The sequence below is a fragment of the Fulvivirga ligni genome (assembly GCF_021389935.1).
Classification (GTDB): Bacteria; Bacteroidota; Bacteroidia; order Cytophagales; family Cyclobacteriaceae; genus Fulvivirga; species Fulvivirga ligni.
Genome location: NZ_CP089979.1, coordinates 2712451 through 2738178, shown reverse-complemented (window position 1 = coordinate 2738178; position 25728 = coordinate 2712451). Strand labels below are relative to the sequence as shown.

The following is a 25728-nucleotide window of genomic DNA, read 5'->3' as shown; positions in this document are numbered from 1 at the left end:
TTCTGACACATTTAAAGCTTCCAAGATATATCTCAACGATAATGTAAATTAGGAATGAACCTAGTTTATGAAAGAGATCTCATTTTCTGATTAAAGGACCTAGTTCAGGTCAACTTTCTGAAAGGACATCATCAAGTATCTCATACTCTGAGCTTTTGCTTTTAAACTCAGGCACAATCGACTTCATCACTCCTACGATATCAAAATTACTCTTAGCCAACTTAGCCAGTTCATGTAGCTTGTCTACACTTTGGCTAATCTCTTGATAGTCGTATTCAAGCACCTTAGCAATCATGATCTTGTGGTGATGCGTAGGTTGTGTATTCTCTTTGCTGGCCAATAGCTCTTCATACAGCTTCTCACCTTGCCTCAAGCCTGTAAATACTATTTCGATGTCTTTATCTAATTCTAAACCAGAGAGTCTGATCATTTTCTTGGCAAGGTCCACAATCTTCATAGATTGCCCCATATCGAAAATAAATATCTCACCCCCATTACCCATAGCCCCAGCTTCTAAAACGAGCTGACAAGCCTCTGTAATGGTCATAAAGTACCTTGTAATATCGGGGTGGGTCACTGTTACCGGACCACCCTCCTTAATTTGCTTTTCAAAGAATGGGATTACAGATCCGTTAGAACCCAGAACGTTACCAAAACGAGTAGTTACAAAGGAGGTCTTTGATGCTTTATTCTCAGCTTTTCTTAATTCATTATTGAGCGCTCTAACATAAATCTCTGCAATTCTTTTAGAACACCCCATCACATTAGTAGGATTCACAGCTTTATCTGTAGAAATCATTACAAACTTCTCAGTTCCATACTCAATCGCCAGGTTCGCGAGGTTTCTAGTCCCAATGACATTGCACAATACCGCCTCAGCCGGGTTGCGCTCCATCATAGGTACATGCTTATAAGCTGCCGCATGAAAAAGTATATCCGGTTGATCTATCTCAAAGATCTCCTTAATGCGTTTCTTATTAGTGATATCAGCCACGCAAAACTTATATCTACTATCTTTTTCGGAAGAAGCTATCTCCCTTTCTACCTCATATAATGCCGACTCAGCTTGATCTATAAGAATCACCAATTCGGGATCATATTGTATCACCTGTCTTACCAATTCACTTCCTATAGAACCCGCCGCACCTGTGATACATACCTTCTTGCCCTTAAGCTGATCCCAAACGAGCTTATTATTCAACTGAATAGATTCCCTACCTAAAAGGTCTTCTATGTTAACTTGCTTGATTTGGTTTACACTGAGTTCTCCCTTCACCCAATCATCAACCTCAGGTATAGTTCTTACCCTTACGTTTTGACTTAAACATGCATCAACGATTGCATTTTTCCTATCCAAAGAAAGGCGTGAGGCCGCAATGATCAGCTCTTTAATGTCTAACTCCTCTATTAAAGAAGCCAGGTCATCCACACCATAGTATATCTCTGTACCATTAATGACCTTACCAACCTTTGTAGCGTCATCTTCAATAAACGCTACGATCCTAAAATTAGGCTCAACGCTATTATCAAGGACCTGTTTTGTGATCATACCTAATTGACCGGCACCGAATATAGCCACCCTAAGCTTATCTCCTTTTTTGGGCCCTCTATAGTATGAGAAAATGTTTTTAATTAATAAACGATACTGAAATAGAAATACAAAGGAGGCTAAGAGTGAAATCAGTATTACCGAATATGGCAATAGATTATAGCCATTGTATAAATTAAAGCCATAGTTCACCAATCCCGTGGCAATATGTGTAATGAGCAATGTTGAAAGCACTCTAACACCATCATGCAAACCGGTGTAGCGAACTATGCCAGCATAACTTTTAGTGGCTAATAGAGCTAATAAACAAGCACTGGTATTAATTAAAATACCCAGACCATAATTAAATTTATAAAGCTCAGAAAGTTCGAAATTAAAGCGCAGGAGATACGCCAGATAGGTTGAAAAACCAACTACGAATAAGTCCAAAACGATAATAATCCATCTTGGAAGTATTCGTAGTTGTATTAAAAATTTAGTTATCACATCTTAGCCTATTTAGACTTCTTCTTATTGTTAAGCACCTTTTTCAAGCCAAAAGCACCGCCAGCTAATAAAAGGATCTCAATTCCTCCGATAGGCACTCTATCTACATCATCAACAGGGGGTTCTGGTTGCGCGTATACTGCCACCGAAATAGCAATTAACGCAGCTGTACATATGGTTTTTTTAAAATCAAAAATCACTATATTGATTATTTTTTTAAAATTCTTTGGGTATATACTTTGTCTTCTACATTGAATTTAATCAAATATACACCATTAAGCCATGAAGCCACATTTAATTTGTAAGATTCATTAACTATAATTTTATCACCATTCAATCTCTGACCAGTTGGACTATATATTTCAACTACCGCTTCTTTTCCAATAATAGCATCATTAAACTTAAATTGTATAGTTTCTGATGAAGGGTTAGGGTATCCTACAAATTGACCATTATCACCAAAATCTATTCCTGTTACCAAATATTCAAAACCCGCGGATGAAGCCTCACACCCATTTTGAGAAACCCTCAATTCATATACACCAGCCTGATCTAGTTGAATAATGGCACCTGAAGCCCCTTCTATTGGTTGATCGTTAAAATACCATTGATTCCCCACAGAATAATTAGATTTCAAATAATCCTCTTCAACAGTAATCGTAGGCTTTAAATCAATAACATTAAAGCTAAAACTCTCACCTTCGGAAGTAGCAGAGCAAGTGGCTGCTTGAGCCTTTATAGTATAGTCATTTGAGTTTTCTGATAATTGGTCTGCTGAAATGACAAAGTTTATTGGAGACTCATTAATACTAGATAACGTATCAGAAATTACCACACCATTTGATATCAAATAGTAACTGGCTGCTGATTGAGGATTTTCTAACTTCACATTAGCAGCCTGCGCCACACAAATATCCGATGAATAATTAATATTAAGCTGTGAGCTTAGGTACTCCTGAACATACTCCAAATAGAATCTACCCTTACCATAGGACTCTTTAATACTTTTATCAACTGAAAAAACATATGAATCTTGGATTGAAACGTCAACCGTGGCATCTAAATAGGTATCGTGTAACAGAATAGTTACTTCACCTTCAAAGGTATTCAAACCATCTACATCAAGTGTGTAGTTTCCATTCTTCACATCTTTAATGTTTAACCCAACTGTTCTGGTACAACCGAATTCAGGGAAGTAATTCATGGCAAGATCAACACTATCACTATTGAAGGATGATAGATCAAAAAGCTCCTTACCATAGGCTGAATTATTCATTTTATAGGCGTCGTACTTACTATCAAAATCATCTTTAGCATCTGTTCTAACAACGAGATAGGTTTTGTCAGTCATATTTCCGTCAGATAAAGAAACTATTAATTGATTGGTTATGGTATTACTTTCTCTATAAAATTCAGCAGTAGATCCTACCTTGGCATTCTCAGAAATAGTTATACTAGGACTGGCTCCATTTGTTTTTACCCAAAATGCCTGACCTGTGGCAATAAGTCCATCTGTAATATCTCCAGATTCACCGTTCCAATAGAACACCTGACCACTGGCATCTTTCAAATAAATTGTATTGTCAATATTTGTTTTATCAATATCTGTACTATTCCAGTTAATTGAAGATGGAAAAGGATTTCCAATTAAATTCCACCCATCTGCTGCTGCATTCCCAGTATTAGTATAAGTAACACTGACATTAAATGGTGTAACACCAGTATTTATAGGGCCAGTGACATCAATTACTGTAGGAGTATCTTCTACCCTATTGAAAGCGATATAGCCTTGACCAGCAAAAATTGGAGCCGTATTGCTTCCGCCAGATGCTGGGTAAGCTATCCAACCTTCTTGATCGTCTGCACTGCTCACAGTTTCGTCATAATAATAAAGAGACGCATTGGTTTCTTTCATATCTGTATAAGCTGGCCATTGCGCTATTGTAGAATGACCTGTAAAATCACCTGTAATCGGAAAATCATCTTGCCAATCCGCTACCGTTGCATCTTGAATTGGAGAAGCAATGTATCTCCAAATACGTCCCTCACCACTCATATATCTTTGAACCACTACATCACCGGTAACACTAGCTGAACTAGCGCCTACTATCAATGTACCTATTCTACCATTCCCTGAAGTACCGTCCGATGAGGAGATAACTGTTAAGTTACCATTTGAAGTAACCTGAGTAGGAGAAGTAAAAGTAAGTGCTCCTAAAAGATCCAGCTGATTGCTTAAAATAACGTTACCGCCACTAGACTTACTTACCCTAATATTATTGAAGTCAGCTCCAGCTGCACTGATAGACTGATTATAATTACCTCCGTTAAGGACCACGCTTCCGCCATTGGAATTAAAGGTTGATCCTGCATCTATCTGTACATTTCTAGAGAAGTTTAACGTACCACTAGGTAAAGTAAGACTTGATCCATTAGTGAGCTGAATATTTCCAAAAGTTGCTGTATTAGTTCCTGAAATTGTAGTAGTACCATCAAAGATTATTAGACCGCTACTACCTGATGATAGAGAACCATTATTCCTAACCCAGTTATTTTTTACAGTGACTGTATTGTTTGAAATTGAAAAAGTACCTGCTTGCAAAGTTACGACACCATTGATTTGCAAATTCTGATCCAGAGAAATGATTCCAGCATTGATCGTTAAATCACCCAATGCGTCTGTCTCAGTAGCCGCAGGAATTTCTGCACCCGTGGTCTGATCACTGCCTGTATAGCTTACATTATATGTTTCACCCGGACTAACTTCTGGATTATTCCCAGAAAAAGTAGCTGCTGAATTTTTAATTAAAGTTGCGCCATCAGCCATAAAAATGTTACCTGAGGCATTATCGAAAGAACCATTGGTCAGACTGAAGGTGGTGGCTATATTTAAGTTTCCACTTAATGCTAATGCACCTGTTGGCCTTTGTACAGTTAAAGTGCTGAGTTCATTATTGCCTGCAGCAAATGTCAAAGTACCAAAAGCACCACTACCTCCTATAGTTAGATTTGAAGAGCTATTTGAAGCTAAAAAACCAGTTCCATCACCAATTACTAATGTACCATTTAAAATCAATGCTTGATCATTAAAATTAAGAGTACCAGCATTTATTGTTAAAGCTCCCTGTAAAGTAACATCCGATGTAAATGTAACACCACCTCCAGCTCTGTTTAAAGTAAAACTATTTAAGGTAGGAGTATCATTGAATGGAAAAGTACCAGTAGAACCAGCACCATTAAGAACAATATTGGATGAAGCACTTACTGTAATATTACCAGAACCAGTTATACCATCATCTAGTGTTAATGTATGAGCACCAACAATAAGGTTACCACTTTGCAATGTAAGAAGTTCTCCTACCGTAACGTTACCTGCTAAGGTAACATTATTGCTATTATCAATAGTAAGGTTAACTCCGGACGATGTAGGGTGCCCAGTACCAATAAATTGCGATGCAGCCCCATTATATGTAATAGTTGCTCCAGAATTATAAGTCCTTGTTCCTGACACTCTTATATTACCTGCAGTTGTATTCGACTGAATAGCTCCAGATGCTGCAGTTGAACCAACTCTTAATTCACTTCCTGCAGAAACGGTAAAGTCACCTGAACCTCGCAAAACGCTTGTACCAAGATCCAAGGATTGACTGTTTACAATTGTATTTGTTGCTCCTGTAAATGAACCTGTAATAGAAACTGTTTGATTCAAGCCATCAAAGTTAAAGGTGGAAGGACTTACTGAAGATGTCAATGTCCCTGCTATCGTTAAATTACCTGCCAAACTAAGGTCTGAAGTCCCACTTCCTGCATTTAAATCAAACTCTCCTGAACTTATGTTTAAATCCCCTGAGATATTTAAATCAAGGTCACCTTCAATGGATAACCAGCTAGGCTGACTAGAGGTTGAGCCAAATAAAAAGTCTCCAGCAACATTCACAGTACTACTTGCACTTGAAAAACCATTAAATGCTAAAACCGAATTGCCTTCAACCACAAAATCATTACCAATATCTAACGTATACGCGGTTCCTTGGGTCAGAACAAAAAAAATGTCATTAGTATTCCTCAGAATAAAGTCATTTCGAATTGTTGTTGAACCGAAGGCACCATCAAAATCTATAAATCCATCAGTGGAATTTTGACTCGGACAATTCCATACAAAATCATAGAAGCTTTGATTCAACCCATCCGGGGCCGCATCGACAGTTGTATATCCTGAAAATTCTAAGACAGATCCATCCGCCCAAGATGCTAAATAAACAGTACCCGGAGTATCTTGATAATTATGCTGATATGTACCATAAACGAATAGGCGAGTGGCATTAGCATTTGCAATAGTAGCTCCATTAGAAATTTGCAATGTACCATAAACCTGCAGTTCTCCAGCCGTACTTCCTCCAAAACCACCCGTTTGTATGTTTAGATCACTACCCGCGCCATTGTCTAAAATCAGAGTCGCTCCCTCGCTTACAGAAAGAATAGAAGCATTATTAGCCGCAATTACTATTTGATCCGCCGAAACTGAACCTGAAGCTATTGCTATCGAGTGATTGGCACGTATAGTTATGGTTCCATCTGAACTAGTAGGTGCAGAGGGAGCGGGGTTGACCCAAACAGCTCCATCAAATCTTTCCCAGACATTAACATTATCCCAGTTACCTGAACTAAATGTTCTAAAATCTCCGGTGGCCTGCCCGAACATATCGGTGACAAGAAATATCGAAAGGGTTAAGAGTAAAAAATACTTCATATATCTTCAGTTTAGTAGCTAAAGCCAATTATTAGTGCAAATATAATTATAATAATATTCATATGAATACATTACATATGAATGTTGTAACCTAAAATAGGTGAGAAACCAATTCAATTACCCTTGTGTGGTCATCCTCTAACATGTTTGTTCCAGAGGGGAGACAAAGCCCTTCATGAAACAACCTTTCGGAAACTCCTGATATATAGGACGGTACACCATTAAACACGGGCTGCATATGCATTGGTTTCCACAATGGTCTGGATTCAATGTTCTCTTTTTCAAGAGCAATCCTTACATGATCTTTATTTATTTTTTTATTATTTTCTTGTATTAAAACTGTAGTGAGCCATCTATTTGAGAATGTATCATTAGGTTCATCTATGAACTTAATACAATCAATCTGCGATAATTGTTTCCTATATCTGTCATAGATATTACGTTTGCCTGCCACTCTATCATCCAGAATTTCCATCTGTCCTCTGCCTATTCCCGCACTAATATTACTGAGCCTATAATTATAGCCAATGGTAGTATGCTCATAATGAGGCGCTTGGTCTCTAGCTTGCGTAGACAGAAACCTGGCTCTTTCTATGGCTTCTTTGTTATTAGAAAGTAACGCTCCACCACCTGATGTAGTAATTATTTTATTTCCGTTAAATGACAAAATTCCAAAGTCTCCGAATGCCCCCATCTTCTTACCCTTATACATTGACCCCAATGCCTCTGCTGCATCTTCAATGACAGCAATTTCAAATTCCCTGGCTATCTGCATGATTTCATCAACCTTGGCTGGCATCCCATACAAGTGTACAAGTATGATAGCCTTAGGCTTTTTACCTTTCTTGATTCTATCTGTTATCGCCTCTTTCAAAAGATCTGGATCCATATTCCAGGTATCAGCTTCTGAATCAACAAATACTGGAGTTGCTCCCTGATATACTATTGGGTTACAGCTACCGGCAAAAGTAAATGAGCTGCAAATCACCTCATCTCCTGCTCCTACCCCAAGAATTATTAAAGCTAAATGAATAGCTGCTGTACCTGAACTTAAAGCTGCGGCATGGTCCACCCCGACATAACTTGTAAGATCTTTTTCAAAACCTGTTAAATGTGGGCCTACCGGGGCAATCCAATTAGTATCAAAAGCTTCCTGTATATATTTGAGCTCAGCTCCTCCCATATGCGGTGAAGACAAATAGATTCTTTCCATAAGATACGATGTACTATAAATTTAAGATTTTGACTGGTTGATCTTTTCCTGATATAAAAATGCCGGAATCAAGAGCAGCATTAGTAAAGGGTTTACAATCAAACGGTGAAGATAAGAAAGTAATGGCCCATTGTATGAAGTATATGACTTAATTATAAGATAAGGAGTTAAAATGAAAATAATGCCTGCTAGCTGTACATAAAATGCGAAGACAACATACTTTCTTTTTTTAAATAAGGCGTATATAACGGCTATCATCAAAAGGTCATTTATCAAAAACCTGAAGATCCTGGCAGCTACAAAGGCATAATAGGAATCTGAAAGGAGGGAATTAAAGAAGGCCTGTATGTTTCGTTGCACAAGATACATGATCATAAGACCTATAATTGCAATAATGAGAACACCCCAATGAATTGACTTATTCTTCAGCATCTTCATTTTTGATTTTATAGAGCTTCGTCACCCAAAAATACCAAAGTGCAAAAACAACCACATAAATAAACGCTGTGAACAGATACTTATGTGTAAAATACATCAGTTTAGGCATTTCTTCAGCTACCCAATATAAGAGCGCTATTCTTAGTAAATTGGTTAGATAGATTATAATAAGTCCCAAAGGAATAAACCATAACGTTCTTTTAATTGGTCGACCATAGGATAATAAAAAAACACAAAATACAATAGCGACATTAATGCCATTGCATCCTTCATACACAGAAAGAACATTTCTATTATCATTGTGAATAAAAACAGAAGGATTATTTGAGTTGTCTACAATTTCAACATGTGATTCAAAAAGACTCAATATGGCTGTAACGTGACGAGTAACAATGCGTGTAACAGGATCAGGTTGAGGGGTGTAGCTGTCTATAATAAGACCATATAGAAGATTAAGTATGAGGTAAAGTGCTATAAACTTCACCAAAAAAAATATGGCGGGTTTAAATTCTGAAATCATATCACAGGGGTCTGGCTGGAATACCAATTACGGTATTATTATCAATTATATCTTTAGTAACTACGGCTCCGGAACCAATTTTAACATTTTCTCCAATATGAAGTCCATTCAGAATGTTAGCCCCAGAACCTACCAGAACCTTAGCTCCTACCACCACGGCACCTGCTATGTTTACTCCTGGCATTACTGAGCAATAATCTCCCAGTTTACAGTCGTGCCCAACAGTTGCGTTCAAATTGATTAGCACATGTTTGCCCACTTCAATATCCACTGTAAGCACAGCTCCAGCACCTATGATTGTTCCCTCTCCAATCACTACAGCTTTACTCAAAATTGTCGCTCTCGGGTGGATCAAAGTTGCATATTGAATATTGTCATTGGCAATCTTTTGAACCAAATTCTCTTTCAAGGCAGTGCTCCCTAGCGCTATGACTAAATATAAAGAACCTTGAAACTCATTCAATGCATCTAAGCCTCCTAATATATTATGTCCCACTACCCCATCATCAAAAAAGCCTATAAATTTCCAGGTTGGTTTTTGCTCATTGATGGCCTCAATGATAGTGAGCACTTCGCGTCCTAAGCCTCCGGCTCCATATATAGCTATCGGCTTCATACTATCGATTATATTTTATGATCTTTCCAGGATTCCCAACCACCACAGCATAATCAGGTATATCCTCTGTCACCACACATCCTGCTCCAATAGTTACCCATTTGCCCACGGTTATATTAGGGATAACAACCGATCCACTTCCGATTAATGTGCCCTCTCCAATTTTTATACCGCCACAAAGAGTTGAGTTAGGAGCTATATGAACAAAATCTTCAAGTATACAGTCGTGATCTATGGAAGAGGAAGTATTAAGGATAACATGACTTCCTATTTGTGTATCGGGATTTACCGTAACATTTGCCATTACCACTGTGCCTTGTCCTACTTTTACGGTTTCAGCAATCACTGAAGTGGGATGCACAGCCTTGCCGTATGAAGACGATATCTGCTCCGTTACTTTCTTTCTAATTTTATTATTTCCAATCGTAATGATGCTATCTCCTGAATTGGCCTCGAAGTCATCCGTATGACCCAATACAGGAATACCCCAAAGTTCTTTCTTATTAGGATCATCATCATAAAACCCCTTAACAGTTTGATTAGTTAGCTTAAGGATGTCTAATATGACCTTTGCATGGCCGCTAGCTCCGAATAGATACATTATTTAGTTCCTTTAAATTTAGGCATGGTAGCAACACCCTCTGCACTAATGCCATCAGCTATAAAAACCTTTTTGACGGTGAGCAATAAAATTTTTATATCCAGTAAAAAAGATTGGTGTTTTACATACCAAACATCAAAGTTAAATTTTTCTTCCCAGCTTATCGCATTTCTACCATTTACCTGGGCCCAACCAGTAATTCCAGGGCGAACATGATGTCTTTTGGCCTGCTCTTCATTATATAATTCTAGATATTCTACCAGCAGTGGTCGGGGCCCTACAAAGGACATATCTCCTTTTATTACGTTGAGCAATTGTGGTATTTCATCTAAGGACGTTTTTCTAACAAAACTGCCGATTTTCGTTAATCTTTTCTCATCAGGTAAGAGTTCTCCATGCTCATCTCGCTCGTCTGTCATGGTTTTGAACTTTATTACTTTGAATATTCTTCCTTTGTATCCTGGCCTGGGCTGCGTAAAGAAGGCGCTGCCCTTATTAGCAACTGCTAATAAAATTGTTACAAACAAAAACACAGGAAGTATAACCAGAAATCCTAGAAATGACACTCCGAAGTCTGCTATGCGCTTTATGAAATTCTTATACATGCAGCAGTTGATTATATTCTTCCTTTATACAATTCCAAACAAACTTTTGATCATAATTACTTCTCACATTGGTGAGGGCTTTCTCAGCCATTTTAGATCTCAGTTGTTTATCCTTTCTAAGTTTGCTCATTGCCTTTCGTAGTGGTTCCACCTGCTTAGTGGGAATGAGTACACCGGATTCACCATCTGCAATAATTTCATTACAGCCGTTAATATTAGAAGCAATCGTAGCTACCTCCATAGCTGCCGCCTGAAGTACCACATTAGGGAATCCCTCTCGATAACTAGGGAATACAAAAACATCAGTGAAAGCTAAAAATGGACGAACATCCGCTTGAAAACCAGTTGATATAATATTAGCATGCTTCTCAATCATGTCAAATGTTTCAGGTGTCAGAGGATCTAACTCTTCATATGGCCCTACGAGCACCATATAGGATGAAGCATCTTCCATTTGAACAAAAGCTTTTACCATTTCATTTATGCCTTTATCGCCTACTACTCTACCTATAAATAAAAACACAAAAGCTTCATCAGGAATATTAAGTTTAGACCTCCATTCAATGCCCTTTTTTGTTATTTCTTCTGACTTATTGAAGATGGATAAGTCGATTCCATTGGTACTGCCTTTACCTAAAACTTTTAGCTTACTCTCTTTTATTGTCAGATTTGACAAAATATACTCCTTTAGCTTATAGGAGTTTGGATAGACTCTGGAAGCACAAGCGTAGGTCATAGACTCAGTAAGTTTTAGAATCTGATGTTTTATCCCTACAGCCTCCATAAGCGGCAACCCCGCTACAGTATGCAGTCTATGTTTTACACCACATATCTTTGCTGCCATCATGCCTAAAAGGCCGGCTTTGGGGGTGTGACTATGGATTATATCGGGTTTTTGTTGACGAATTAGTTTCACCAACATTCGTAAGCACTTCAAATCTTGCCATGGAGTTATTGCTCTGGTAAAAGGGATAACTATATGGCTAACACCCTCTCTTTCTTTTATTTCAGCAACTTCCGCCCCATCTGCACTGGTTGTTATCACCTCAAAGCCATTATTAGTCATGAACTTAAGCTGACCTTTTAATAAAATATTGAGGGAGATAGGTACGGTGGTAATCCTGAGTAGTTTATATGACATTTTATTGATTCAAATCTGAAGCTATCTGTCCCATGCTTTTGCTCTGCATACCATACTCCTTATGCAATGCATTGAAGTGGTTCACGATTTCTATCAAGCCATTGATATTTTCCTGAGTATAATTACCAAAATTATGAGGATGCCACCATAAGTGATAATACTCATTATTTCTGGCTGCTATGGTCATTTCCTTCTTGATCTTTTTGATCTTCAGGTTATTTAAAAACAATTCTTTCGGGTTATAAGGCCTTAAGAGTCTACTGGCCGGCAGCAACCATACACCTTCCTCCTTCTTTATTTGATCCGCAGCAAAAGAAGTTTTACCACCAATGGCAAAGTAGGCATCAGCTCCCCTATTTAAACGCTTCCATTTGGACTCTGACTGTGTGCTATCTATCTGCCACCACCAATCCAGCGGGTTTACCCTTACAATTTCTATTCCTGCCTTTTTACAGGCCTTCAGATACTCTGCATTATATTGATTACGAGGAAAAACCAAAGATTTAGGAGACACTCCATATCTATGAGCAGCATTCTTGGCAGCTGAAAGATCATGATAAAACTGATCTGCCGTTTGTCCCTTTTCATTACAATAATAGTGAGAGAATGAATGGGTGCTCAGTTCTTGTCCGTGGGTATTTTTGACTAACTCTACTAACGAATGTGCAAAATGAAAGGGATCCTCATTTTCATTTTCACCTACCCATTCATTTTGCAAATAGTTATAAGCAGAAATCTGCCCATCAGTATAAGTTGGCTGATTTGATGGTAGTGAATCTACCAACTGAGCTTTATTTTCGTGCATCAGAAATCCTACAGTTGCCCAGGTAACATTCATTCCAGCCTGTTCAAACATAGACAATACAACAGGTATACTTTCTCTAGTTCGACGGAAATATGCTTTATAACCATCATTCAAAGGCCACTTTTCAGAGCCTCCCCAGTGCAATTCAAAATCTAAAGATATGACTAAGCAACCTCCTGTCATTGTTGTAAAATCTCTTGCTGTTTTTTAATCATTTGTTTTCTATGCCATATAGCATATTTCCTCTTGTACTCCTTCATCTGCTTTTCATCCATGAGTTTAATAATTACGAATAAGAAAAGCATCATAACCTGGCTCTTCTGCCTTATAGCGATACCAAGATTACCTGATATCTGAGCCAGTGCTATTGAAACCGTGATAAAACTTAAAAAGGCGGTTTTCACCAGAAAATCACCTCTAATAAGAAAACCAAGGCCACCTCTGGCAAAGAACAATATGGTTATATAAAGCAAAAATACATTTTCGAAAGATACGATGAGGCCTAACATTCCTGGAGCGTCTACAAAAAGAGGTCTAAATAAAAACGTAAAAACCTGTAGCGGTAAGCTGTAGTTAGTAATATCTACTCCAGATGTGGCTTTTTGAAGCTCAGTAGCTCTGTGAGTTAGGTCAAGACCTTGTGTTATTTCTTCGCCTTCTTCTATACCTACCATATTTAATACGTCTTGATAAATAAAGGCAAAGGCGCCAATTGAAACTGCTATCATCAAAATTTTAACTCCCCAACCAATACCCTTGGTACTGAAAGTAAATCCAATAATAGCTGATATCAGAAGTACAAACATAACATGGGGACGGATATGATAGGTTAGAACTGCTCCGATAAATAAATACAAAAATCTACTATTCAGCTTACTCATACCATAAAATATAAGGGCGATTCCTAAAAAAATAAATGATCCTTTACCGAAAGATCCTGACCAAAAATGTAGGTTTGGCAATAAAAAAATCAATACAATTAAATCATATCCGAACAATTCATTTCGAAAACCAATTTGCTCCTTAAAAAATTTATAAAAAATAATAAATCCAATCCATCCAAAGAAAGCAAATAAGGCCATCATTGCTTCATAGGAAAAACCTAAATAATGAATAAAGGGATATCCTGTCCATTCTATAAATGTGGTACTAGTTCCATAGAAATCGGACCAATTAGGCCCTCTATAATATTCAGTAACTTTAAAATAATAGTTATTTGAATCTGAAGGGTTAAAAACAGCATAGAGATAATAAACAAAGGAAAGCAGCAGATGGTAGAAAAATAATCGATTAAGTACTAATCTATCTCTTGCATTAGCTTTAGTAGCAGGTATGATTTTGTCAATAATCCATTGAGACAAAAAATAAGAAATAAAAACTATGAAAAGACCGTATAGCAATTTTGTATGATTTATTTAAAATACCTCGAGATCTCCTAATGAAGGGTACCAATTTCTAAAATTAGTAAATTCTTCTACATCTGCATTTACGGAGCGGACCGTCACTTCCGGTCCATTGTTCAGCTTTTTACTTATTAAAGAAGGAAGTGAATGAGATGAAAACCCATCTATGGAAATATAATCAAATTCAAAATTATTATAAATTTGCTTTATATGGCCTTTAATCCTCGCTTCTTCTCCAAAGGCATCTGAAATTCTCAGTTCTTTACCCAAGCTGCTCTTTTTGATTCTGAATATCACTATTGCACTACTATCGCCAACTCCTCCGTATTGAATTATTGGAATATCTGAATATCGCCACTTTAAATATTCCAGGGAATAATCTGTCTTCCAACAGCTCGGTAACTTAAATCCGGCCGAATACCGTTTTATAGACTTCAATATATCAAATTCCGAATTCTCTACGGGAACAAACTCTGTATTACTATTACTTTTTAATTTATTTACTACCATAGAGAGGGGACGTTTGAATCCAATTTTAACGGGCATTTTCCCGGCCTCTTCCCATCCCATTTTTAAATATCCTGGCTTACTTTTCTCATTAGGTGTATTAAAAACCAAATCAACTCCCTGATCCTTGCATACATCCAATAACCCTAAAGTCAATTTTTTAAAAATTCCTTTGCCTTGATGATCCGGATGAGTAGCGGTATCAACCGCTCTAATAGCTTTGTAAACCTTATTCTCTTTCCTCCATTGCCAGGTCATAAAGGCCCTCACCCCTATTATCTGATTATTTTCCATAGCTAAGAGTACGGGAGATGCTCCAAACGGATTGTTAATATGTTTCCATGTCCAATACTCCACTGACTTAGGCATTAAAGACTCTCCCAAACTTATTTTAAGAAGATCAACAATCTTAGGTATATCTTCTTTAGCAGCTAATTTAGTTTCCAATGCCTTCCTCTTTATATATCTCTTCCAATCTATTTACCATATTAGTAAGACTAAAGTTTTCAACTACTCTTTTTCTTGCCTGCTTACCCAAAGTTTGAATTTGCTCTGACTCTATTTTAGATAATGTTTGTGATAAATCCATCCAATCATCAATGCTCACCATTAAACCAGAGTCATTATGACTAATCACCTCCTTTATACCTCCTGCATCAGTGGTAAGAATAGCACACTCCATACTCATCGCCTCTAGCAATGCGATAGGTAATCCCTCGAATATTGAGGTCATCATAAATATATCCATAATGGAAAACCAATCAAGCGTATTGGTTTGTAGACCAGGCATTAAAACCTTTTCCTGTAGCCCTAAGCGCGCACGCTCTGTTATCAACTCTTCTTTAAGAGGACCATCGCCCACAATCACACCAAACAAATTAGGGTTATGCTTGCTGGCCTCGCTAAAAACCTGTAACCATTCTTTCAGCCTCTTCTGAAATCTAAAAACAGCCACTGTTCCTACCACCGTAGCAGTTTCTGGTATATTTTGTTTGCGCCTGAAATCTAGCCGTTGCACTGAATTTAAACGAGTAAATTTATCGGTATTCACTCCATTAAGTACTGTCTCCACACGGGTTTTATCACCTATATTTTTCAATATTGACGTTTGTACATCTGAGGATACGGCCAACACTTTTCTTTGCCAGCCAAAGGTAAGTTTGTTTAAAGAAAATGTTATTTTATGATATCGCTCCTGCTTATTATGTTCAGTATATATCACCGGAACGCCACACCGCTTACTTACTATTCGCGAAATAAATCCTGCCCATGGTAAATGTGCATGAACAAGCTGAATGTCATTATCCCTTATATAATCAATCAGCTCTCGTTGTTTAAGAATTAACTTCACATTATTTGAAGCATTAAAACATGTTACTTTACCCCCAACAGTTTGTAGACTACTAACCATCTGGTCCTTCCAAGGCAAGAAATATATATAATGAAACTCGAAACTATTTTGATTGTGCAACGCCAGTGTTTCAGGTAAAAGCATCTCTGCTCCTCCTCTTCCTAAAGACTTAATAACGTGCAATACCTTTATTTTCATGGCTCGAAGATAATAAAAGCCTCTGGCGAAACACGTGACAATGACCTTTAGTTTATATTTTTTTTAACTCCGCAATTAAACTCGTAGTAAATCGTTTGGCTCCCTTTGAATTCAAGTGGTCTGCATTTAAAAAAAGTGAATCTGGGTAGCTGACATTACTCTTATCTATTATTATAGAATTTTTCCTGTATTTATTTTTTAACTCATTGTAAACTGTAACAATCTCATCAGGGATTCTTTCTCTATAATTATTTACAACCGGATTACTAACCATTATTAATGTTACTTTATTATTAATGGTGAGATTAACAATTGAATCTAAATAATTTATCATGGTTAGAGAAGGCATATAACTTTTCCCTTCACTCTCATAAAAATGCCTATTTACTGCATCATTCCAATCACTAATATTGCTTCTATTAGAATTAACATATTTTCCAATATAATTGGCGTGATGAGCTTTAGGGTAAAATCCAATCTGATGAAATAACGTGCTATAGTACATATCATAATCCACTTTTATAGTGTGGTCTATGTCCTCGAAATGCTCAATTGAATAACTGCGCCTAAACATTTCCATCGCCCAAGTCTTATCAGAAAACTTCCTATCATTAAATGAAGAAATATTATGATGACTAAAGCCTAAAACTAATGTATCGGGCTTATATGTTTTAAAAATTGATTTTAATTTCCAATATGTTAGAACGTACGGTTCGGCAGGTTGGGAAATATTTTCAGCACTAGCAAATAAGTCAGGGTTAAGGCTTCTTTCAGTATGTGAATCCCCAACAATTAATATGTCAGCTCCCTTCAACAACGGGGCATTATTCTTGATAAAGAATAAATTAATCGTACTATTTATTGTAAAAAACAAACCCACTGCAAAGCAAAAAAAACCTAGTTTCTTGATGAAATATTTCATACTAATTAAAACTGAAAATAAATAAATTCCTGCTCATTACCCCCATACCAAAATATAGCGATTACCAATGTGTAATAGAGTGCTAACCGTAATGATCTCCTCCAAGAGAAGCCCAGTGTAGCAATAGCATATTTTTGACCTCTACCATTCCATTCGATTAATATAAAAATGAGTATAAGAATGAATGTTTCAAGGGCATGCCCCATATTGTTAAATTTTGGAAATAAAAATACTGATGGTGACATAATTCCCGAAATATAATGTAGGGCGTGTGATAAGCTTTCTGATCTGAAAAAAATCCACGCAAATACAGACAGTGAGAAGGTGATGAAAATTGAAATGATATCTTTATAGGATGGAAAAATTCTTTCTACTGCAATATCCCCAATGTTTTGCCTATTTCTATTGAACAATAAGAGCGGAAGGAAATAACATGCATTCAAAAAACCCCAAACTATAAAGGTCCAATTAGCACCGTGCCAAAAACCACTTACAATGAAGATGATAAAGGTATTACGTATCTGCATCCATTTACCTCCTCTACTTCCACCCAAAGGAATATAAAGATAATCTCTAAACCAAGTGGATAATGAAATATGCCATCTTCTCCAGAATTCGGCCATGTCTCTGGAAAAATAGGGATAATTAAAGTTTTGCATTAGATCAAAACCAAATAATCGAGAAACGCCAATGGCAATATCAGAGTACCCTGAGAAATCACCATATATCTGAAAAGTAAAAAAAATGGCTCCTAGAATCAAAGTACTTCCTGTAAGATGGTCGTAATTATCGAAAATTTGATTAGCAAATTCAGCACAATTATCGGCAATTACTATTTTTTTAAATAGTCCCCATAGCATTTGACGCAAGCCATCAATTGATTTTCCGTAATCAAACTTTCTTCGATTATAAAATTGAGGAAGTAAATGTGATGCTCTTTCAATGGGGCCTGCAACTAATTGAGGGAAGAAACTAACAAAGGCGCCAAAGGCAATAAAATCCTTAGTTGGTTCCAATTTTCTTTTATAGACATCTATAGAATAGCTTAATGTTTGAAAAGTATAAAAGCTTATACCAACAGGCAGAATTATATTTAAAGAGCTTAATTCAAACTGAGACCCAAACAATGAAAAGGCGTCAACGAAACTATTGATAAAAAAATTATAATATTTAAAAAAAGCGAGGAAACCCAGGTTGATAGAAATACTAGTCCAAAGCAACGCCTTTCTTTTAAAAACGCTTTGTTCACGCTTCAAACTTACTCCAATTATAAAGTCTACAAGCGTACTAAACGCTATTAATGATAGAAACCGCCAATCCCACCAACCATAAAAGACATAACTTGCGACTAAAATCAAAAGGTTCTGGACTTTGATTTGTTTACTTAAGACAAACCAATAAAGGATAAATACAATGGGCAGAAAAATCGCAAAATCAATAGAGTTAAATAACATAAAGTCTACTAGCTTTCAAAGCTTACTTCGTAAAGAGTTCTAGATATGAAAAGTAATAATTAAAGAAAATAACATAAGGCCAAAGACAATATTACACTTAACTGTTTATGATTACAAGTACTTTAAATGAAGGTTTTCAGACCGAACTGATTGGAAACGCAAGGCTCGTTTCGAGTGTTTTACTTATCCTTCTTTTGATATTTGGCACATACTGAGTGTTCCTCTATTTCTCCGTGAAGTACTTGCTGCACGCCTTCCTTGAAAGCTTATCAAAAAGCTGCTGAATTCCTCCAAAAAAAACTTCTTAAAGAAATTAAGAGGAATGTTAAATTTGTCACCATTCAATTTAGTGGTTAAAAATCATTTTCGATAATTAACTCCTTGCCTTTGATTATTTTTTACTTCAAAAATGATCCTTTGAATTGTTGGTAATGGCAGAAAAATGTTAGTGCCCTTAAGTAATTAAATATGACAGATTAATTATTGTAGGAAGCTTTCTGACACATCCCCTTATATATAATTTTCATTATGGTATCATCTAGGCGATTTAAGTATTTTACTCCAGAGTTTTCACCTTCAGAACAAAAGTCCAGCCATAGGGAGACGGAATTTATTGACTTTATTTCTAATTTATAATTATCCTCTGTTAGTTGATTAATAAAAATAAATTTTACATTTTCATTAATACTTTTTATATATTGAATCATTTCTGTGAATGAATCCAGATTTTGATTAATTGGAACTTTAAAGCTTCTATCAAATCCCTTCGTCCAACCAGGTCTTTTATTCGTTTCCTGAATAACTGTACAAACAAATAAGATATTATTTCCGTTATTTTTTAAAAGTTTAAGAAACCTGTCAGATGCTCGAACATAATATTGGTAGTCTTCATTTGATTTTAAAGGATTTCTATGGTTAAAGAGCAATGAATGATATAATGAATGACCTGCTTTATTTCTATTTACATTGAACATCATATCTTTATTGAGGAAAGATTTAAATTCATCCCTTATTGTATGGCTAATAATATCTCCACTTGAAAATATCCAATCATAGGGATAGGATGCCTCTTTATTTCCCGTTTCTTTTAAATACCAAGAGCTATTACAATTCTCTCCCATAGAAACCTTTACGTAACTAGAATCCGACAACCAATGGTTTATTGTATTACTTATTTCAACGGCGTCTAATATAATCTCTGAATTCAATATACTTCGTCTCTTAGAAAACTTGCGTATTGTTCTTCTTAAGAACTGATTTATCATTATCTAAAATTTTTATTATATCTAAATGTAAAATATTACACTTGACCTCTGCCAAATCTTATATCTAGAGTTTATTCGATTAAAAGTTTTAAACACTCCAGCATAAATTGATGTTTTACAATAACAGGATTTAGATTATTTCGCTTATCATCTAACTCTTATCAATAAATTTGGTAAGATCGATCAGTAAGTGAAATTACTAATCAATTATGTTTTAAAATTAAGTATCTAATAAAATATTATTCCCAGTAATAAGCAATACTCTCAATATTCATTGATAGCTCGTTTATTCAGAAACAATATCCATGTACTAATATAGAATGCTTACTAATTTCAAATCTCATGTTAGAAAAGGAAGTCTTACTAACGTTAATTTTGGGTTAACCAAATTTTCATCAAAAATTATCATTATATCTTAAGTAATATCCAAGTTGTAAATTAACACAACTATCAGGCAATCACCTTTTGGTAAACATCCTCAAAACCACAAGAAACCGTTTTCATCAAAAATTCAGCTTCTATAGCCTTTCTTTGATTGGCTTGTATGTATTGATAAATATTTAGCTGGTCCAGTTCATTTACGGCATATAAATATTTGTCAACTTCAAATCCCTCTATTACAAAACCAGTTTCACCATTTATGATTACTTCTGGAATACCTCCAACATTTGATGCTATTACCGGAATCTTGCATGACATCGCTTCCAGAATCACCCCAGGGAGTCCTTCTATTTTTGAGGGCATTACCATAACATCTGCTGCCTTAATAAGGGATATAACGTCTTTACGAAAACCCAAAAATTTAACAGAATGAGTTAAGTTTAAATCACTCACCTTTGCCTCCAGTTGCTTCCTCAATTTTCCATCTCCAACTAACCATAGTTGAGCGTCCTCATTTTGTTTTACATACTCAGCAAATACATCAATCAAAAAAGATTGATTCTTTTCTGGAACAAAACTTCCTACATTGATCCATACCTTATCAGCATATTTTGGAATAGCCTCGATATCATCAAATAAATAGGTACCTATAGTTATTGTGGTGGATGATGATACAGCGGGTCTGTATAATTCTATTAAATCAAGTCTGCAATTCTCAGAGACAGATATAAAATGATCTACTTGCCTTAAGAAAAATTGATTTAGCTTTTTATGAGCAGAAGATTTTATAAAATCACCCATTTTATTGGCATTCCTAAATACCAACTTATTTTTCCATCCATATATTAACCTTGATAAGGCGGCGTACTTCAATGTATCCCCGGCATTTGCCTGGACAATGTCATACTCACCCTCTTTTACAATTCTGGCCAACTTTCGATAAGCTTTAAAATCTGTAAAGCGCTTTCTAAAGCTAGCTTTAAGTCCAAAATAATTCAATGGATATTCCAAAGCCATTTCTGGCATATCAAAAAGGTATAAGACATCTACCTGATGCCCGGATTTTTCAAGTTCTACTGATAACTGCGATGCAAATATCTCAGCCCCTCGCAGCTGAGGCTTTTGTATGATTTGAAGAATTTTCAATGCTCAAGTCACTTAGTTAAAATACATCCTTAAAAGATCGAACCACTCCTTATATAATCAACCCTTAGCAAAATATGACTCAATCATATCAATTTGCTTTAAAATTCCCATCTCATTTACGGAGTAATTTCTGGCTTTTATACTTGCATCGTTAACAGCCTCTCTATTCGATTCCATTTTTAAGATCATTTCTGATATAGAATCCTTAGAGCCCGGTGAAACAAGCCACCCACCTTCGCTTTCCGTAATTACTTTCTTCACATCCCCAACAGCAGATGCAATAACAGGCACACCCGCAGCAAAAAATTCTCTGAGTTTTAAGGGAGAATAATGAAAACCAGCAGTAGACTTGGAGGGTAAAATTGCTATATCAAAACTGCTGATGAAGGTATTAATATCCTTATGAGGAATGTTACCAGTAAAAATTACCTTATCACCCATTCCCATTTGATTTACCATCTCTTGGATTGGAATCCTCTCAGGGCCATCACCAACCAGCAATAGCTTTGCGTGTGGCAGATGGTTTACGACATCCTTAAAAGCTTCAACTAATAGATCAAGAGAATGGAATTTTCTAAAACTGCCCACCCATCCTATTACAAAATCATCCTCTATACCTAAAGAATGACGAACTTCATTTCCTTTGACACTATCAAACCTTTTGGCGGAAACTGTGCATGGTGTTACCATTACTTTTTTTTCATCCACCCCTAAATCTAAAATTGCCTGCTTTACTTCATCACTAACTGCCAGAACTAAATCAGCCTGCTTACACGGATCAGCATCTCCCCTGCGCTTTGCAAACCATTCCCATCCAAATCTATGTACCCCCCATTTCTTAGACTCCCATACATAAGGGGCGTCTACAAACAGAACCGAGGGGACCCCCATCTTTTTTGCCATTTGTAAACCTCTCGTTTGAAAAAGATCATGGTGCTGCCAAAAAAATGGGGCATTTTGAAATTTATCAATTGCCACATTTAGCTCCTTCCTATCCTCCCTAAACCACCTTATGTCTTTTATTAAAATTTCCAGGAGCTTAGCTATGTAAGTCTTGCGTAGAGGACTAATCTTTTGCTTATTCTCATTCTTTGAAATAAAACATCTACTTCTAATCTGTTCAGAAGAATATGACGTTTCTCCTGATATTACTTCAGCATTCCCATACCTTTCCTCGAATCCTTCGGCCCAATTTGCAATGGTCACCCAAACGGCATCAGCTCTTAAGCGATTAAAATCAGGAACAAATAGTGGGATTGATATTTTACTCTTAATCATGGTTAGCTATTAAGAAAAGTCCAAAGCTTTGGATATATTCTCTTCGATATTTGATTTATTGTCTAAATCGTAAAATATCGCTTCATGTGCAGGCTCAAAACAATCTCTATAATTACCAATCTTTTTATAGTGATTATCAAATAAAATCTGGGGTTTCCCTATTAGTGTTGAGATTATATGCCCATGAAGTCTGTCAGTAGCAACTATTTTACCCCTACTCAGAATACGCACCCCCCGGTTTAATCTTCGTTGTGCCAAGGCATCAAAGAAGGTAGTATTCATTTTCCAACAATGATTACGGACAAATGAAGATTGACGGAAAATTCGCTGTACTAGTCTTCTAATTCTAACCGTTATTTTCGGACTGAATTTAGAATAGTACCTGCCAGGCTCACCTTGAAGCCAATCTAACTTTTCTATCTTAAAATTTGCATCATTTATGTCATAGCCTGCAGACTCATGATCGGACCGTGATAGCCATACTACGTCAACCTTAGGATTACCTTCTGAAGGTATGGCTCCTATGGCAAAAGCCATATCAGGGCATAGTTGTACATTTAGGTTAAGATCATCTAACATTTTAAAGCTGACCTTATCACGAACAAGAATATGTAGATTTTGATGTTCTCCCGCGATATTTCCAAAAGCTCTTAACTCATCATCATTATCAAAAAATACACTTTGCGGCAACTGTACCACTGTCATATCTTGCAAGGACTGAATGATGCGCTCCCTAAATCTCTGGTGCTCAGGCCATACACTACCCAAATTACCACCTCCATGAAGTAATACAATTCCATCATTACCAAGATGCTTACGCAACGCCAGTTCGGAAAAGCCATAAATATCACACTCATACACCACTTCCACCCCAATTTTCTTCAACGCGGCCTTCTCTCCTAACCAAATAGCATTATCGCCTACGTTATTATGATTTGGAAAGTCTAGTAGGGCTACCTTATCTCCCTGTTTTAAAATCATTTTAAGACAATCAAATAAAAGTTTTTGTTGCTCCTTAATAGTATCTATGTAAATATTACTCTTAACCATTCCTTAAGTTTAATGCATTTATTATCTGAACTTTATCCGCTAACTCTTTAGAGTCACTTTTAATTATTGCATATAATTTTTTATCCACTTTAACATTCTTAATGGGTGTATTCTGAAGTAGCTTCAAAAAATTATTATATTCTAAATCAACATTATGTAAACCCTGATTTTGAATATGTTTTTCATTCTCCTTCATATCACGAATGTTATCTCTATAACCTTCTGCATATGGTGTTTTGAAAAACGTAAACCCTGTTATAAACACTTCCTTGCAATTCGATTCAAGCGCAGCACTCAGAGCATAGAAGCCTCTGGTGGGATGATACTTATCAAATTGCCCCACTATATTACTATAGTTCTTATGAGAAAATAGATATATAGAATTTTTAGTATTTAAGTACTTTTTAAAATAGTTAAACATCAATCGCCACCCCTCTTTATCAAAGCGGGGCTGAATAAGATATTTCACTCCGTGTCCTTTAAAAATCTCCCAGTCCAATGGCCCTCCTCCACCTGAATTCATATTTTCATAAAAATTATGAAATAATACATCAGTTCTAGTACCCAAATATTTTTGATTCTTAGGGTTCCAAGTCACCAAAGCCTTATTCATTCTTATTACAACATCATAACTATCGATAATATCTCCATTTTCATCATCATGAGTTGAATCAGCAGGACCTACTACTGCCACACGTTTATTTAAAAAAATTTTTTTTGGATTAAAAAAACGAATTCTAAATGGCATTATCCACAAGCCAAATAATGCTTTTAAATATCTCATTTATCGAAATTTTTCAATATAGCTAGAATGTAATAAGCGAAGTTCTTCATTATTATAACCAGCAAAGTCTATTGTATTCATTTTGGCTGCATCATAGTCATTTTTAGAATCACCTATTAAAACACAATCATTCTTTTCATACATATAGGTTTCTAATATATTTTTCACCAACTCAATTTTAGCTGTAGGTGAGCCTTCGATGGTTAGAAAATAATGATCTATTTTAAGTTGTTCGCAAAGATATCTTAACTCTTCACCATCAGAACCAGAAACAATATGCATTGAATAGTTAGAGTAATTATCAGCAATAAATTGAACGCTATCTTTGATTAATAATTCAGGATTAGACAAAATAGATTTCATTATCACAGAAAACTGTTGAGCTAATCCATTTACTTCACTCTCACTTATACTCTCCCCTAATATATTCTCAAAGAAGTATCTAAATTTAACATAACGTGACAGGCCACCATTAGCTCTATGGAATTCCAACAGCTTATCTACCTGATTATCCGGATATTCCTTTAACACTTCAATGAATCCCTGATCTCTTACAGACATGGAGTCTAAAATCACCCCATCAAAATCCCAGAATATAACCTTATAGCTTTCCAAATCTTTCATAAAGTGCTTCCGCTATTTTAAAATCTTCTTCCCAGTCAATATCAGTAGATGTCAACTTATCCATTTCATAGAAATAGGGATTGCCCCCCACCCTGTCCTGTTGCTTTAAGTAGATATTCCTATGAGCCATAAAAATAACATGATTTACCTCGAACAAATCTGGTAAATCTTGCGTTCTTGGCCACTTCAATCCGAATTGCTGCTCTGTTATTAATTTATTAGTATCTCTATCGAATAAAAAATTCTTAAATGCACATCCGGATATTAAGGAATCAAAACCGTTTCTCAGCGCCTCTACATACTTTAACACCGCCTGATCATAAATCTTTGCACCTGCCAAAGGTGTAGTGGCATGGCCCCAAAGTATAACATCATGTTTTACTACAGTGGGAACGTATTTAATGAGGTCTGTTAGAGAAGTAGTGTCCAAACATAGCTCATTAGGCCTCTTCACTGTCTTAATCTTTTCTTGATTCGGATCAAGCTCATTAGCCAAGGCCAAAGCTTGCATATCATTGGTAGACAGTAATACTTCATCGATTTTAGAACTTTTTAATAACTGCCTAAGTTTGAGTTCTAATATGCCAGATTGAAATCCAGCAAATGGTCTCATGTTTTTATTTAAAACCCTCTGACTACCA

At 36.1% G+C, this 25728-nt stretch carries 23 protein-coding genes; all 23 read right to left on the bottom strand.

What is annotated here, in order from left to right; all coding sequences use genetic code 11:
• Window positions 1-109: 109 nt before the first annotated feature.
• The 23 genes from LVD16_RS11760 to LVD16_RS11650 all read right to left on the bottom strand — a co-directional run bounded on the left by LVD16_RS11760 (window position 110) and on the right by LVD16_RS11650 (window position 25700).
• Window positions 110-2035 (bottom strand): polysaccharide biosynthesis protein, encoded by a 1926-nt coding sequence (locus LVD16_RS11760; RefSeq protein WP_233774139.1) that lies wholly within the window; start codon window positions 2033-2035, stop codon window positions 110-112.
• An 8-nt stretch (window positions 2036-2043) separates the two neighbouring features.
• Window positions 2044-2181, bottom strand: a complete 138-nt coding sequence (locus LVD16_RS11755; RefSeq protein WP_233774138.1) for a hypothetical protein — start codon at window positions 2179-2181, stop codon at window positions 2044-2046.
• A gap of 62 nt (window positions 2182-2243) precedes the next feature.
• Complete coding sequence (locus tag LVD16_RS11750; RefSeq protein ID WP_233774137.1) at window positions 2244-6785, bottom strand: T9SS type A sorting domain-containing protein; 4542 nt, start codon at window positions 6783-6785, stop codon at window positions 2244-2246.
• 91 nt (window positions 6786-6876) lie between these two features.
• Window positions 6877-7998, bottom strand: a complete 1122-nt coding sequence (locus tag LVD16_RS11745; protein WP_233774136.1) for a DegT/DnrJ/EryC1/StrS family aminotransferase — start codon at window positions 7996-7998, stop codon at window positions 6877-6879.
• A gap of 21 nt (window positions 7999-8019) precedes the next feature.
• Entirely contained in the window at window positions 8020-8430 is a 411-nt protein-coding gene (locus LVD16_RS11740; RefSeq protein WP_233774135.1) for an exosortase F system-associated membrane protein, read from the bottom strand.
• The gene (gene xrtF / locus LVD16_RS11735; RefSeq protein WP_233774134.1) at window positions 8417-8956 is read right to left on the bottom strand and encodes an exosortase family protein XrtF; all 540 of its coding nucleotides are present in this window, start codon (window positions 8954-8956) and stop codon (window positions 8417-8419) included. The genes LVD16_RS11740 and xrtF overlap by 14 nt, the downstream gene beginning before the upstream one ends.
• Before the next feature lies 1 nt (window position 8957).
• On the bottom strand, window positions 8958-9572 hold the full coding sequence (locus LVD16_RS11730; protein WP_233774133.1) for an acetyltransferase: 615 nt from the start codon (window positions 9570-9572) through the stop codon (window positions 8958-8960).
• Window position 9573: 1 nt separating this feature from the next.
• Window positions 9574-10173, bottom strand: a complete 600-nt coding sequence (locus LVD16_RS11725; protein ID WP_233774132.1) for an acetyltransferase — start codon at window positions 10171-10173, stop codon at window positions 9574-9576.
• The gene (locus LVD16_RS11720; RefSeq protein ID WP_233774131.1) at window positions 10173-10778 is read right to left on the bottom strand and encodes a sugar transferase; all 606 of its coding nucleotides are present in this window, start codon (window positions 10776-10778) and stop codon (window positions 10173-10175) included. The genes LVD16_RS11725 and LVD16_RS11720 overlap by 1 nt, the downstream gene beginning before the upstream one ends.
• Window positions 10771-11919, bottom strand: coding sequence for a glycosyltransferase family 4 protein (locus LVD16_RS11715; RefSeq protein WP_233774130.1), 1149 nt, complete (start codon window positions 11917-11919; stop codon window positions 10771-10773). Before LVD16_RS11715 ends, LVD16_RS11720 begins: the two co-directional genes overlap by 8 nt.
• 1 nt (window position 11920) lies before the next feature.
• Window positions 11921-12907 (bottom strand): polysaccharide deacetylase family protein, encoded by a 987-nt coding sequence (locus tag LVD16_RS11710; RefSeq protein ID WP_233774129.1) that lies wholly within the window; start codon window positions 12905-12907, stop codon window positions 11921-11923.
• Window positions 12904-14085 (bottom strand): hypothetical protein, encoded by a 1182-nt coding sequence (locus LVD16_RS11705; RefSeq protein ID WP_233774128.1) that lies wholly within the window; start codon window positions 14083-14085, stop codon window positions 12904-12906. The genes LVD16_RS11710 and LVD16_RS11705 overlap by 4 nt, the downstream gene beginning before the upstream one ends.
• A 54-nt stretch (window positions 14086-14139) precedes the next feature.
• Complete coding sequence (locus LVD16_RS11700; protein WP_233774127.1) at window positions 14140-15081, bottom strand: GNAT family N-acetyltransferase; 942 nt, start codon at window positions 15079-15081, stop codon at window positions 14140-14142.
• Window positions 15071-16183 carry a glycosyltransferase gene (locus LVD16_RS11695; RefSeq protein WP_233774126.1) on the bottom strand — a complete coding sequence of 371 codons (1113 nt, stop codon included), beginning with the start codon at window positions 16181-16183 and terminating at the stop codon, window positions 15071-15073. Before LVD16_RS11695 ends, LVD16_RS11700 begins: the two co-directional genes overlap by 11 nt.
• A gap of 52 nt (window positions 16184-16235) precedes the next feature.
• Complete coding sequence (locus LVD16_RS11690) at window positions 16236-17105, bottom strand: hypothetical protein (protein WP_233774125.1); 870 nt, start codon at window positions 17103-17105, stop codon at window positions 16236-16238.
• Between the two features lie 5 nt (window positions 17106-17110).
• Window positions 17111-18559 carry an MBOAT family O-acyltransferase gene (locus LVD16_RS11685; RefSeq protein WP_233774124.1) on the bottom strand — a complete coding sequence of 483 codons (1449 nt, stop codon included), beginning with the start codon at window positions 18557-18559 and terminating at the stop codon, window positions 17111-17113.
• Window positions 18560-19035: 476 nt separating this feature from the next.
• Window positions 19036-19767: a DUF1796 family putative cysteine peptidase gene (locus LVD16_RS11680; protein WP_233774123.1), complete on the bottom strand. Its 732-nt coding sequence runs from the start codon at window positions 19765-19767 to the stop codon at window positions 19036-19038.
• A gap of 507 nt (window positions 19768-20274) precedes the next feature.
• Window positions 20275-21351: a glycosyltransferase gene (locus LVD16_RS11675; RefSeq protein WP_233774122.1), complete on the bottom strand. Its 1077-nt coding sequence runs from the start codon at window positions 21349-21351 to the stop codon at window positions 20275-20277.
• Window positions 21352-21408: 57 nt separating this feature from the next.
• The gene (locus tag LVD16_RS11670) at window positions 21409-22629 is read right to left on the bottom strand and encodes a glycosyltransferase (protein WP_233774121.1); all 1221 of its coding nucleotides are present in this window, start codon (window positions 22627-22629) and stop codon (window positions 21409-21411) included.
• A gap of 9 nt (window positions 22630-22638) precedes the next feature.
• The gene (locus tag LVD16_RS11665) at window positions 22639-23679 is read right to left on the bottom strand and encodes a polysaccharide pyruvyl transferase family protein (RefSeq protein WP_233774120.1); all 1041 of its coding nucleotides are present in this window, start codon (window positions 23677-23679) and stop codon (window positions 22639-22641) included.
• Window positions 23672-24463, bottom strand: a complete 792-nt coding sequence (locus tag LVD16_RS11660) for a glycosyltransferase family 29 protein (RefSeq protein WP_233774119.1) — start codon at window positions 24461-24463, stop codon at window positions 23672-23674. The genes LVD16_RS11665 and LVD16_RS11660 overlap by 8 nt, the downstream gene beginning before the upstream one ends.
• Window positions 24464-25087, bottom strand: a complete 624-nt coding sequence (locus tag LVD16_RS11655) for an HAD family hydrolase (protein WP_233774118.1) — start codon at window positions 25085-25087, stop codon at window positions 24464-24466.
• Entirely contained in the window at window positions 25065-25700 is a 636-nt protein-coding gene (locus tag LVD16_RS11650) for an acylneuraminate cytidylyltransferase family protein (RefSeq protein WP_233774117.1), read from the bottom strand. Before LVD16_RS11650 ends, LVD16_RS11655 begins: the two co-directional genes overlap by 23 nt.
• Between the last annotated feature and the right edge of the window lie 28 nt (window positions 25701-25728).